The sequence below is a fragment of the Thermostichus sp. OS-CIW-30 genome (assembly GCF_054060215.1).
The window spans coordinates 1-12,257 of sequence record NZ_JBSSCZ010000012.1 but is presented as its reverse complement, the minus strand read 5'-3'; the positions used below and the strand labels follow the sequence as shown (position 1 = coordinate 12,257).

The following is a 12,257-nucleotide window of genomic DNA, read 5'->3' as shown; positions in this document are numbered from 1 at the left end:
CCCGACACCGACCCTACGGGTACAGTGCGGGGCTCCTGCGATTTCTAGCTGAATCTATTTGAGAGAGATAGTCTTCTCTGCCATGCGCTGCCCCAGACGAACACCCCCAACCCCTCTTCCACCCTGGGAGAGGAAATGCCTGCTCTAGGGGATCCGGGTCCGCAACAGTTCAAGTGGGCTAATGGGGGATCCCCCTCGAGAGGGGAGAGACTCAGCTCAGCAATATCCGTGCCTAGTCAAAGCAGAGGGCTATTGTTAAGGAATCTAAAGTAAAGTTGAGCTTTTGATATCACTGTTGCCGTCTTGTTACCGAAAGCGCTATCGTCTAAGCATCAAAGCTTTTTTCAAAGCTGCTTTATGGGCCCTGGAGGAGCGACCCCTCTGGGGCTTCTTCCATCCGGCTGCAGCTGAGAGGGCAAGGGATGGCTTTATGGGGTAGGGATCACTCCTCGGCGGACGGCAGGCCCCAGGGCGTGGCTGCCGATGTCAGAACGATAGTAGGCCTTGGGAAACTGCACTTGCTCCACAGCTGCGTAGGCTTGGCGCAGGGCCTCGGATAGGGTTGCCCCTTGGCCGGTAAGACAGAGAACGCGCCCGCCATCGCTCAGGAGCTGCTTGCCTGCCTGGCGGGTACCCGCATGAAACACCAACGCCCCCGTGGTGGCAGCTGCATCCAAGCCGGAGACGGGGATCCCTCGCTCGTAGGCATCGGGATAGCCTGGGGCTGCCATCACCACGCAGGCGGCATAGCCGGGTTTCCATTTGAGCTGGATTTGGGCCAGCCGTCCTTCTATACAGGCCAGCAGCACCTCGTCCAAAGGGTTTTCCAGCAAGGGCAGGAGGACTTGAGCCTCTGGATCCCCAAAGCGGCAGTTGTACTCCAACACGTAGGGATCCCCACTGGGCGTGATCATCAAACCGGCATAGATCACCCCCTGGTAGCGGATGCCCCGCCGTTGCAAAGCCTCCAGGGTGGGATCCAGGATCTGGGCTTGGATGCGGGCCAACAGTTCTGGAGTTACCAGGTGATCCGCAGGGGCATGAGCTCCCATACCGCCGGTGTTGGGGCCAGTATCGCCCTCGCCAAGGCGCTTGTAGTCCTGGGCAGGTGGCAGCGGCACACAGATCTGGCCATCGGTTAGAGCCAAAACCGACACCTCCTGGCCGGGGATAAACTCCTCGATCAGCACCTGATCGCCCGGCTTGGCCAGGGCTGCTTCCAGGGCTTGCACGGCTTCTTCCCGGTTTTGGGCAACGGTTACCCCCTTGCCGGCAGCCAGTCCATCTTTTTTGATGACCACTGGGAAACTCTGGGAGTCGAGATAGGCCACAGCGGCAGATAGCTCAGCAAAGCCGGTAGCGCGAGCAGTCGGGATCCCCGCCTCTTGCATCAATTGCTTAGCCCAGAGTTTGCTTCCTTCCAGTTGGGCAGCGGCGCGGCTAGGCCCGAAAATGGGCAACCCTGCTGCCTGGAAGGCGTCCACGATCCCCTGCACCAAGGGCAGCTCTGGCCCTACCACCGTCAGGCGGATCCCTTGTACGGTAGCAAACCGCACCAGGCCTTCAATGTCGGTAGCCGCCAAAGCCACGGATTGACAGCGGGGCAGCTGCTGCATGCCGCCGTTGCCGGGGGCACAGTAGATCCGAGTAACCTGGGGAGACTGCAACAGCTTCCAGGCCAGAGCGTGTTCTCGCCCCCCAGATCCGATGACCAGAGCCTGCATGGTGTGCTATTCCGCTGTTTCTAAACCCAGCTTGCCTGTTTTCCGAACATCCCCCATTAGACCATGTTCTTGTACCATTTCTGGGGTGTTGGCGCACTCCGGTCAGTGGACGGCGAGAGAACGGCCCCGCCAAGTCCAGTTGCGGCCGGTGGTGGTGCGGATGGCCGAAGCCAAGATGATGGCCGCTGTCGCCCAACCCCCCACTGCCGTTAGCCACCAGTAGCAGAGGGGCAGATGCGCCCAATGCCGGAGCAGAAGCCGGATGGCCAATTGGGCCAGGATCCCTGCAAAGCTGGCCAACAGCACCTCCAGGGATCCCGTAGCCCCAGCCAGGATCAGCCCCAACCAGGGCAAGCTGCAGATCCCCAAGACCGTACCCATTGCCAACACCGCCAAGGCCCAGTTGCGCTCCAGGCCCAGGAACCAGTTTTTGGTCCACCCTTCCCAAAGGGCAGCCCCGTTGGCATACATGCGGCTGCGCACCCGCGGCCCTCCCAGGCAAATTTGCAGGCCCAACCCCTGGGCTTTGATCCGTTGCCCCAGGGCCACATCCTCGATCACCACATCGGCCACTCCGGCATGCCCGCCAACTTGCTCGTAGGCAGAGCGGCGAAACAGCAGGAAGGGACCAAAGGCAAAGGCTTTGGGGTTGTCGGGATCGTTGACGGCGGCAAAGTTGTAACCCACCGCCAGGATGGTCATCATGATGGGTTGCACCAGCCACTCCGCCAGGCAACCGCACACCAATTGCGGCCCTACACTCACCAAGCCGCTGCCGCTTGCCAGCAAATGTCCTAAGGCCGCTTCAATGGCACCGGATCCCAGCCGCACGTCGCAATCCAGAAACAGCAAGTAGTCGGCTTCTACGCGGGCGACGGCTTGGGCACAGGCCCAGTTTTTGCCCACCCACCTTTGGCCTTTGGGACGGGGATCCCCCTTGAGCAGGTGTAGGCGCGGATCTTGCCGTTCGGCAGCCAGGGCTTGGGCCAGCTCCCAGGTGGCATCCGTGGATTCATCGTCCACCAACCACACCTGTAAAGGGGCAGAGGTGCTGTCCAGAATGCTGCTCAGGCAGCCCACCACGTTCTCGGCCTCGTTGTAGGCGGGCACGATCACCGCCAGCCGCTCCATCCCGGCCGCGATTTCCCCTGCCTGTTCCGCCGGGGGATCCCTCAGCCAGGGGGAAGCCCGCAACGCTCGCCTCAGTTGCAGAGCCACCAGGGCAATCGCCAAAGCTGTTAAGGACAATACCCCCGTTAGGATTTCTCGGATCCCCACTCCTGCTTCCCTCGTTGTTTAGATGTGCTCAGGAACAGATTCCCACCTCTAATGCTCTAGCTCTGGGATGGCCCAATGATTTTCTAGGCAGACAAAACCCCTTCTACGATATCGCCATAGGGCCGGGGAAAGATTAGCCAGACCTGGCGCTGGGTTTCCACCAAGGCACGCACCAAAGGGGAAAGATGGGCAATTTCTTCATAGCCACGCTCGGTTTTGAGCTGGATCCCTTGGTCATAAAAGCTATAGCCCTGGACATGGGCAGAGCGGATGCCCAAATAGCTTTCAGGATCCAGCCCATCCCGCAGCATTTTGGCCTGCACAGCAGCCACCAGGGTTTGGCGTTGTTCCTCAGACAACTGGGTAATGTTGCGGGCCTTGAACAAATCCCGCTCCAAGTAGCGCCGCGACAGATCCGCCAAGATGGGATCCTTCCCCGACATGGCCCAGAGGCGCATGGGGTAGCTGAAGATGATATCGTCGGCAGCCAAGTAGAGGGGGAGCGGCAACTCGAAGGGATCCCCTTTTTGAGCCGCCAGCGAGGCCCAGCACCAAGCGCTGAGGATGGGATCCAGCTCAATCTCCCCCCTTTGCAAGAGAACCTGCGCCCGTTTGAACAGCCGATCCAAGATGAAGCGGGCGCACAAGCTTTTGGGATGTTGGTACACCTGGGTGTACATGAAATAGCGCACCACCAGGTAGTGCTCGATGGCCCCCAGGCCTTTGCGGGCGGGGATGGACAGGGATCCCGTCTCCGGGTCATAATCCAGCACCGTTAGGATGCGATCCAAGTCCAGGTGGCCGTATTGGGCACCCGTGAGCAGGCTATCCCGCATCAGGTAATCGAAGCGGTCGCAGTCCAGTTGGCTGGAGATGAGTTGCCCCACCAGCGGCAGGGGAAACTGCTTCTGCAGCACTTGCTGCATCTGGGCCGGCAGTTGGGAATCAAACTCCGCCAGCAGCGTCCTCACCTGGGGATCCTCCCGGAGAATGCGGGCCGTCCAAACCTCGTGCCGGCAGCCGAAGATCTCTTCCCCGGCATGGCTAAAAGGGGCATGGCCAATGTCGTGCAGCAGAGCCGAGGCCAAGGTTACCGCCCGATAGGGACGCAGCTCCGGGTGACGATGGGCCAATTTGTCGAACAGCCGCCGCGTTACCTGCAGCACCCCCACCGAATGGGTAAAGCGGGATCCCTCTGCCCCATGGAAGGTAAAAAAGGCCGTGTCCAACTGGCGGATGCGGCGCAGCCGCTGAAAGGCCGGCGTATCGATCAGGCGAATGAGCAGAGCCTCAACCGCGTCCCCTCCATTCAGGCTGATGGCGCCATGCAGGGGATCGTGGTAGGTGCGGGACTTGCAAAACCGTAGCGGCATACTCCCACCATACCTCGCCAATTTTGGGATCCTTGGCTAGCCTGTCTGGGGGTGCTTCCCGCCTCGCCCTATCTATGCCCGCTTTCCCATGCCTCTCTCTGCAAAGGATGCCAGCACCCGAACCCCAGAAAACTCGACTCCAAGACAACAAGACAGCTGGGTGTTCCTCCTCTCCCTGCTGATTTTGATACTCAGTTTGGGGCTAACCGCCTGCTCTGCCAGTTCTGGATCCCCTGTTGTGCCCAGCCCACCCACCCTCACCCGCTACGTTGCCCTGGGAGCCAGCGATGCCGTTGGCTACAACGCCTCCATTTCCTGTGATGGCCCAGCCAACGCCGCCGGCACTCGACCCCAGCGCTCAGAGCCCCTGGACTGCCCCAATGGAACGGGCTATGTGCCCCGCCTGGCTCGCTTGCTGCCCGGCCCAGTGGAGCTTATCAACCTGGGCCGTTCGGGAGCGGTGCTCAGCCCCGCCATGCAAGCCCTGAGGCAGGGGATCCCGGCCAATTTGCTGCAGGATCAAGTGCCGCGCCTTCCCCCCGATGCCACCCTGATCACCATTTGGGTGGGCGGAAACGATACCAACGCCATCGCTCTGGCGGCGGCTCAACGGGCTCTCCGAGGTGAGGATCCCTTGCCCTTCGTCGATCAACAGATCCGACAATTCGCCGCCGATTACCAAACCCTGCTGCAGGCGGTGCGTGCCCGCGCCCCTCAAGCTCGCCTGGCGGTGGCTAACCTGCCCAACTTCGCCCTGATTCCTCTGGGTCAGCAGCAACCCAGCAGCGTGCGCCAACTGCTCTCCCTGATCTCGGTTGGCCTCACGCAACGGGCCATCAACCCCTTAAGCCAACAGGGGATCCCAGTGGTGGACTTGCTCTGCGATCCCCGCTCCTACCGGCGCGAGTCCTTCTTTCCCGGCCCGCTGGCCGACGGGTTTCACCCCAACGACCGGGGCTACGCCGATTTGGCCGATGCCTTCTTAAGCGCCTTTCGGCAACCGATCCCTCCCCAAACCCGCTGCCCTCCCTTTAGCGAGGTGGGATCCCTGCAATGGGATGCGGCGGCAGAGTCCGCCCTCCGCAGTTTTCTCACGGATGAATACAAGCCGGCACAATGGGAAGGATCCCTGCGCTCGGCAAGGGATCCCAAAGGCGCTTAGACGATCCAGCCACGGAGAACGGGCCAGTTTTAGGAAGCAGCTACCGCTGCCGAGGAACGCCGCCGCCGGCCCAGAGCACCCGCTACCGGCTCCGGTTGGGTTTCCACACCCAAAGAAGACACAGACTCCTCTTCAGGGGATTGCACAAAAACCGCCACCGTGGGCCTGCCGGGCAATTGTTCTCGCAAGAAACGGCGCACCACCCGCTCCACTTCGCCCTTAAGGCCGGCCCAGTCGATGTCCAGGCTGCCCCGCTCCAGCGAGCGAGCAAATTGGGGCCACGCTTGCCGAAGGGTGTTCTCCAGAAGGGGTTTCAGGTCGGATCCCTTGAGTTGGTTCCCTTCCCCCGCCAAGCCAAAGGTTTGCACCTGCGGGGTGCAGAGCAACTGGCCGCTGCCGTCCAGGCTGATCACCACCGTCACCATGCCATCTTTGGCGATCTGCTGCCGCTCCTGCAGCATCTCATCCATCACCACTCCATCGTGGGAAGCGGCGATCATCTGCAGGCCAGAGGGGACGCGGCCCGTGATGGCAATGCGCTCCCGGTTCACCTCCACCACATCGCCGTTGTCGATGATTACAATGTTTTCCCGCGGGATCCCCATGCTCATGGCGGTTTCGGCGTGCTTGACCAGCATGCGGTATTCCCCGTGGGTGGGAACGAAGAACTTGGGGCGGGTCAGGGCAATCATCAGCTTCTGGTCTTCCTGGCAGCCGTGGCCGGAAACGTGCAGGCCCTTGTCTTTGCCGTAAATGACATTGGCTCCCAGCTCCATCAGCTTGTCGATGACCCGCGAGACCGCGATGGTGTTGCCAGGGATCGGGTTGGCCGACCACACCACCGTGTCGCCTGGCTTGATTTGCAACTGCGGGTGCTCGCCGTTGGCAATGCGGGTGAGAGCAGCTAGAGGTTCTCCCTGGGATCCGGTGGTGAGGATGATCACCCGGTCATCCGGCAGGCTGTTGATCACATGCATCGGCTGCAGCGTCTCGTCCTTGCAGCGGATGTAGCCCAAACGCCGCGCGTGAGCCACCACATTCAGCATGGAGCGGCCCAGCAGAGACACCACCCGACCCTGCTGTTCGGCGATCTGCAGCACCAAGTTGAGACGATGCACCGAAGAAGCAAAGGTAGTGATGATCACCCGCCCTTTGGCTCCGGCAATGGCCTTGGTGAGACCGGGCACCACTGAGGCTTCAGAGGGGGTGAACCCCGGCACTTCAGCGTTGGTGGAGTCGCTGATCAGGCAGAGCACTCCCTTTTCCCCATGTTCGGCCAACCGCTGCAGGTCGAAGTACTCCCCATCCACGGGGGTATGGTCGATCTTAAAGTCGCCGGTCTGAATAATGACGCCCACAGGCGTGTGCAGAGCCACCGTAAAGCTATCGGCAAAAGAGTGGGTGTTGCGAATGAATTCGGCAAAAAAGTGCTTACTCAAGGGAACGATTTCACGGGGGCCAACAGGACGCAGCTCTGTGCGGTTGAGCAGGCCCACCTCCCGCAGTTTCTCTTCCAGCAGCGCCAGCGCCAATCTGGGGCCGTAGATGACCGGAATATCGAACTCCCGCAGGTGATACGGGATGCCACCGATGTGATCTTCGTGGCCGTGGGTAACCACCATCCCCCGCACTTTGTCGCGGTTTTGCTTGATGTAGGTCATGTCCGGCAGCACGATGTTCACGCCGTGCATGCTCTCATCGGGAAAAGCCAAACCGGCATCCAAGAGGATAATGTCGTCCTCGTAGCGGAAGGCCCATGTGTTTTTGCCGATCTCCCGCTCGCCGCCCAGCGGAATCATCTGAACGGAAGAGGTGGATTGTGGGATCACAGAACGAGAAGCAACTGAAGAACGTGGTGTTGGCATATGGGTTTAGATCCTCAACAGTAAAAAAACAAAAACAGAAATAGGCACAAGCTATCCCCGACAAAGTTGTGGGCGAAAGCCGCAACTCATCCATTTCCCAGGCCGGGGAAGAGCTTTTCAGGGAAAAAGCTACCTACCCACAGGTCAAACGCCACAAAAGAGCCCCTTGCAAACCCCTGAAAACCGTGGTCATGGCAGAAGCAAAGTCTAAAAATGCAATCATGAAACTTTTGTCGCCATTTGTTCGGATCCCTTCGATTCAGCCAGTAGGCCCATCTCTTCAAGCACCTGTCGCAAAACCTGCAGAGAACTGGGCTGTAGAGGCGCTAGGGGAAGGCGCGCCCGACCCACTCGCCAACCCTGCATCTCCAATGCGGCCTTAATCGGAACTGGGTTGGTCTCGATGAATAAAACCTTGAACAACGGAAACAGGCGCAGGTGGTGGGCCAAAGCTTGATCGTGTTGCCCCCTGATGTAGCTCTGGATCAGCTCCTGCAACTGCAACCCAACCAGGTGGCTGGCTACACTGACCACCCCGCTCCCCCCCAAAGATAGGAGCGGCAACGTCAGAGAGTCATCCCCTGAATAGATGGCGAAACGCGAGGGAGTGAGTCGCCGAATTTCCGAAGCTACATCCATCATACCACTGGCTTCTTTGATGGCGACAACCGTTTCCAATTCTGCTAATTGGGCTACAGTCTCCGGCTGTAAACTGGCCCCTGTCCGACTGGGAATGTTGTAGAGCAAGATGGGCAGGTCACTGGCTTGGGCGATGGCCTTGAAGTGCTCATAAAGGCCGGCCTGGGTAGGCTTGTTGTAGTAGGGCACCACCTGCAGAGAGCCATCCAAACCGAGTTGAGCGGCCTTTTTTGTGGCTTCAATGGCCTCACGGGTGGAGTTGGATCCCGTCCCGGCGATCACCTTAGCCCGACCGGCTACGGCATCTCGCACCACGCGGAACAGCTCATACTCCTCTTGCCAGGTTAGGGTGGGAGATTCGCCTGTGGTGCCACAGACCACCAAGCCGTCACTGCCGTGGGTTGCCAAGTAATCGGCCAAACGAGCGGCCTCATCGTAGTTAAGCTCCCCCTCATCAGTAAAGGGAGTAACCATGGCCGTCAGCACTCGACCGAAGTTCACCGATTGCTTCTCCCCATCAACCACACCAATCCAACAATCGACCGGGCGACCCAGATGAGACCAGTTTGTTTTTCCATCATACCTGCCTTTGCGTTAGGGATCCCGCTTGCCTGCCCTGCCAAGGCCCAGTTTGTGCCTCACCCGGTTGCCACAGGCTGGATAAAAGGGAGATAACAAAGAAGACAGACCGTTTGAACACGGAATGTATAGCCATTTGCCAATCCTGCCCCTACCTTTGGGGGGAGCAGCCTTTCTACCGACACTTGAGGATCCCTATGGACGCCCTAACTGCCCTGAAAGAGCGCATTTCCGCCGACAAATTGGATCCCAGCCGCCGTTTATCGGAAGCGGAGATCCGAGAGCTGGTGGCTTATGCTACGGAAGCTCCTTCTTCCTTCAACATTCAGCACTGGCGGTTTGTTGCGGTCACCGACCCGGAAGACAAAGAGCGCCTCAAATCTCTGGCCTACAACCAACAGAAGGTGGCGGATGCATCGGTGGTGTTTATCATCCTGGGGGATCTGCGGGGGTATGAGAAACTGCCTGAAATTGTGCAAAGAAGCGTTGCTGCCGGGATCCTCCCCCCCGAAAAAGCGGAAGGCTGGGTGAACATGGCCCAGGCAACCTATCTCCACAATCCCACCTTGGCGCGGGATGAAGCGATTCGCTCTGGGGCGATGGCTGCCATGGCGCTGATGATCGCGGCTCAGGCCAAGGGTTTGGTGAGCGGGCCGATGATCGGCTTTGATCCGGAAGGGGTAAAGCGGGAGTTCGGCATTGCCGACCGCTACGTGCCGGTGATGCTGCTGGCGGTTGGATATGCGGCAGCGGGTAACCTGCCGCGCAAGCCTCGCTTGGGGGTGGATGAAGTTCTGGCCTTTGGGCGAGGGCGGGAGTTTTAGCCCTAGGCTCAGGTGGGATCCCTGTCGCCCTCTCCTGGGCTCCTACCGGCATCAAGCCTTGAGAAAATGAACCAGCTGTTGCAAGCGATCCCAAGCGGCACCCCTGGCGAGAATCTCGCGAGCTTGGGCGATCCCGGCTCTCCAATCGGGGGCCACTCCGGCCACCTGCAGGGCCAAAGCAGCATTCAAGGCCACCACATCCTGCTGGGCAGGCGTCCCGGATCCCTGGAGAACTTGGGTGAGGATGGCGGCATTTTCCGCCACATCCCCCCCCTTGAGAGCTTGGGTGGGTGCCAGGGTTAGCTCGTAATCTGCAGGGTTCAAGACTTCCGTCCGTACCAGCCCACCGGACAGGATGCCCAGATCGGTGGGTTGATCCAGACCGGCCTCGTCGAGACCTTCGCGGCTGTGCAACACAATGGCCCCTTCCCGTCCCAACAGGCGCAGGGCCTCTGCCATTACCGGCACCAGCTCCTGGGCGTAAACCCCGATCACCTGGCGGTTGGGATAGAGGGGGTTGACCAAGGGCCCCAACAGGTTGAAAATGGTGCGAACCTTGAGGGCCCGCCGATAGGGGATCACCGCCCGCATGGCCGGGTGCCACTGGGGAGCAAACAAAAAGGTGATGCCCACTTCCGCCACAGCCGCCCGCACCCGCTCTGGCTCAGCCCCCAAGTTCACCCCCAGGGCCTCCAGCACATCCGCCGAGCCGACCTTGCCAGAGGCGGAACGGTTGCCATGTTTGACCACCGGGATCCCGGCTGCACTGACCACAAAGGCCACCGCCGTGGAAATGTTAAAAGTGCCGGCCCCATCGCCGCCGGTGCCACAGGTATCCACCAGGAGAGACAAGTCCAGCGGGGATCCCAGCGAAGCCCGCTGTAGCACTCGTGCCATGCCGGCCAGTTCACCGGCGCTCACACCCTTGGCTTGCAGGGCCGCCAGAATCGCCCCCGACACCACATCTGGCACTTGGTTCTGGAGCCAACCGTTCATCAACTGTTCAGCTTGGGCTTCGCTGAGAGATTGCCGATCCAGCAACTGCCCCAAAAGCTGTGGCCAAAGGTCAGCCGTTTCCGTCATGGGTCGGGATCCTGGGTGTCAGCGGGTACTTATAGTAGCGTATCTAGTAGCGTATCCCGCCTCTGGGTCACTTGCCTCGTGCAGGTCGGGCCATGCTGATGGTTGGTATAGTGGGTCTGACCTGGGCCGTTTCCGGCCTCGGCAGGGTGCGTTCTATTCTTCTCTTCCCTCCCGGAGGTTGTGATGAACCCTCCAACTAACCCAAGGGCTTGCAGCCCGCTTGCACGAGCGGGATCCTTTGCCCCCATCCATGTTGTGGGCGGGGGGTTGGCGGGGACAGAAGCTGCTTGGCAAATTGCCCAGGCAGGGTTGCCTGTCATCCTTTCGGAGATGCGCCCCGTGCGTCAGAGCCCGGCCCATCACACCGATCAGTTGGGGGAGCTGGTGTGCAGCAACTCCTTTGGGGCTGCAGCCAGCGATCGGGCGGCAGGGCTACTCAAGGAAGAACTGCGACAACTGGGATCCCTGGTGATCGCGACGGCGGATTGCCATGCAGTGCCGGCAGGAGGGGCATTGGCAGTGGATCGGGCCCGCTTCAGCCAGGCTCTCACGGAAGCCATTCAAAACCATCCCCGCATCACCCTGCGTCGGGAGGAGGTGACGGAGATCCCGGAGGGCATTGCCGTCCTCTGTACCGGCCCTCTGACCAGCGATCCCCTGGCCAAGGCACTGCAAGCCTTTACGGGCCTGGAGTACCTGAGCTTTTTCGATGCTTCTAGCCCCATTGTTACCGGGGATTCGTTGAACCGAGCGGTGGTGTTTCAGGCTTCCCGCTACGACAAGGGGGAAGCAGCCTATCTCAACTGCCCCATGACGGAAGCGGAGTACGAACGGTTTTGGCGGGCGCTGGTGGAGGCAGAGCAGGCGCCCCTCAAGGATTTTGAACGGGAGGAGCGCAAGTTTTTCGAGGGCTGCTTGCCGATTGAAGAAATGGCGCGCCGGGGCAAAGACACCCTCTGTTTCGGCCCCTTGAAGCCGGTGGGGCTGGTGGATCCGCGCACGGGATCCCGTCCTTACGCGGTGGTGCAGTTGCGGCAAGAGGACAAAGCAGGGCAGCTGTGGAACTTGGTGGGCTTTCAAACCAACTTGAAATGGGGAGAACAGCAGCGGGTCTTTCGCCTCATCCCCGGCCTGGAACAGGCGGAGTTTGTCCGCTTTGGGGTGATGCACCGCAATACATTTTTGAATTCGCCCCAGCTTCTGTGGCCGACCTTGCAATTCCGTCGCCGACCCACGCTGTTTGCCGCCGGCCAGTTGGTGGGCACCGAGGGCTATGCCTGCGCGGTGGCAGGGGGATGGTTGGCCGGACAGAACGCCGCCCGCCTGGCTCTGGGGTTGCCCTTGATCACGCTGCCCCCCGAAACGATGATGGGATCCCTGTTTCAGTTCATCAGCAGCGCGGATCCCAGGCACTTTCAGCCGATGCCGGCCAATTTTGGGCTGTTGCCGGATTTGGAGGGGCGCAAGCTTCGCAACAAGCAGGAGCGCTATGGCCGTTACCGGGATCGCGCTTTGGCTGCTCTGAAAACGACTGGGTTGGTGCGCCAAGTGCAAACCGCCTAGGGGAGCTTGGAGCGTGTTCCCGACCATTGCGATCCAAGTCAAAGTCGAGATTGAGCGTTATCGTCATTTGAAACTAGGTTGTGTTGATCTTTCATTTGAGCCAAAAGAGAGCACTGACGAGATAGAGAAAACTCAAGAAGTTCCTGGCCAATTTGTCAAAACGAGAA

At 60.2% G+C, this 12,257-nt stretch carries 9 protein-coding genes; 3 read left to right on the top strand and 6 right to left on the bottom strand.

Annotated elements, in window-relative coordinates:
* Positions 1 to 428: 428 nt before the first annotated feature.
* From purD to ACVWZF_RS06570, 3 genes are all read right to left on the bottom strand, one after another.
* Positions 429 to 1,724: a phosphoribosylamine--glycine ligase gene (gene purD / locus ACVWZF_RS06580; RefSeq protein WP_011431715.1), complete on the bottom strand. Its 1,296-nt coding sequence runs from the start codon at positions 1,722 to 1,724 to the stop codon at positions 429 to 431.
* 102 nt (positions 1,725 to 1,826) lie between these two features.
* The gene (locus ACVWZF_RS06575) at positions 1,827 to 3,002 is read right to left on the bottom strand and encodes a glycosyltransferase (protein WP_238376828.1); all 1,176 of its coding nucleotides are present in this window, start codon (positions 3,000 to 3,002) and stop codon (positions 1,827 to 1,829) included.
* An 83-nt stretch (positions 3,003 to 3,085) separates the two neighbouring features.
* On the bottom strand, positions 3,086 to 4,375 hold the full coding sequence (locus ACVWZF_RS06570; protein ID WP_011431717.1) for an HD domain-containing protein: 1,290 nt from the start codon (positions 4,373 to 4,375) through the stop codon (positions 3,086 to 3,088).
* A gap of 238 nt (positions 4,376 to 4,613) precedes the next feature.
* Between ACVWZF_RS06570 and ACVWZF_RS06565 the strand changes: the two genes are divergently transcribed.
* Positions 4,614 to 5,537: an SGNH/GDSL hydrolase family protein gene (locus ACVWZF_RS06565; RefSeq protein ID WP_457411133.1), complete on the top strand. Its 924-nt coding sequence runs from the start codon at positions 4,614 to 4,616 to the stop codon at positions 5,535 to 5,537.
* A gap of 29 nt (positions 5,538 to 5,566) precedes the next feature.
* Here the strand turns inward: ACVWZF_RS06565 and ACVWZF_RS06560 are convergent, their stop codons facing one another.
* On the bottom strand, positions 5,567 to 7,402 hold the full coding sequence (locus ACVWZF_RS06560; RefSeq protein ID WP_011431719.1) for a ribonuclease J: 1,836 nt from the start codon (positions 7,400 to 7,402) through the stop codon (positions 5,567 to 5,569).
* Between the two features lie 219 nt (positions 7,403 to 7,621).
* Positions 7,622 to 8,542, bottom strand: coding sequence for a 4-hydroxy-tetrahydrodipicolinate synthase (dapA, locus tag ACVWZF_RS06555; RefSeq protein ID WP_011431720.1), 921 nt, complete (start codon positions 8,540 to 8,542; stop codon positions 7,622 to 7,624).
* 275 nt (positions 8,543 to 8,817) lie between these two features.
* On the opposite strand from dapA, the gene ACVWZF_RS06550 reads away from it, so the two are divergent.
* Complete coding sequence (locus ACVWZF_RS06550) at positions 8,818 to 9,444, top strand: nitroreductase family protein (protein WP_011431721.1); 627 nt, start codon at positions 8,818 to 8,820, stop codon at positions 9,442 to 9,444.
* A 51-nt stretch (positions 9,445 to 9,495) separates the two neighbouring features.
* Here ACVWZF_RS06550 and trpD read toward each other — a convergent pair whose 3' ends face one another.
* On the bottom strand, positions 9,496 to 10,527 hold the full coding sequence (gene trpD / locus ACVWZF_RS06545) for an anthranilate phosphoribosyltransferase (RefSeq protein WP_011431722.1): 1,032 nt from the start codon (positions 10,525 to 10,527) through the stop codon (positions 9,496 to 9,498).
* Positions 10,528 to 10,710: 183 nt separating this feature from the next.
* Between trpD and trmFO the strand changes: the two genes are divergently transcribed.
* Positions 10,711 to 12,090: an FADH(2)-oxidizing methylenetetrahydrofolate--tRNA-(uracil(54)-C(5))-methyltransferase TrmFO gene (trmFO, locus tag ACVWZF_RS06540; RefSeq protein WP_011431723.1), complete on the top strand. Its 1,380-nt coding sequence runs from the start codon at positions 10,711 to 10,713 to the stop codon at positions 12,088 to 12,090.
* Positions 12,091 to 12,257 lie beyond the last annotated feature (167 nt).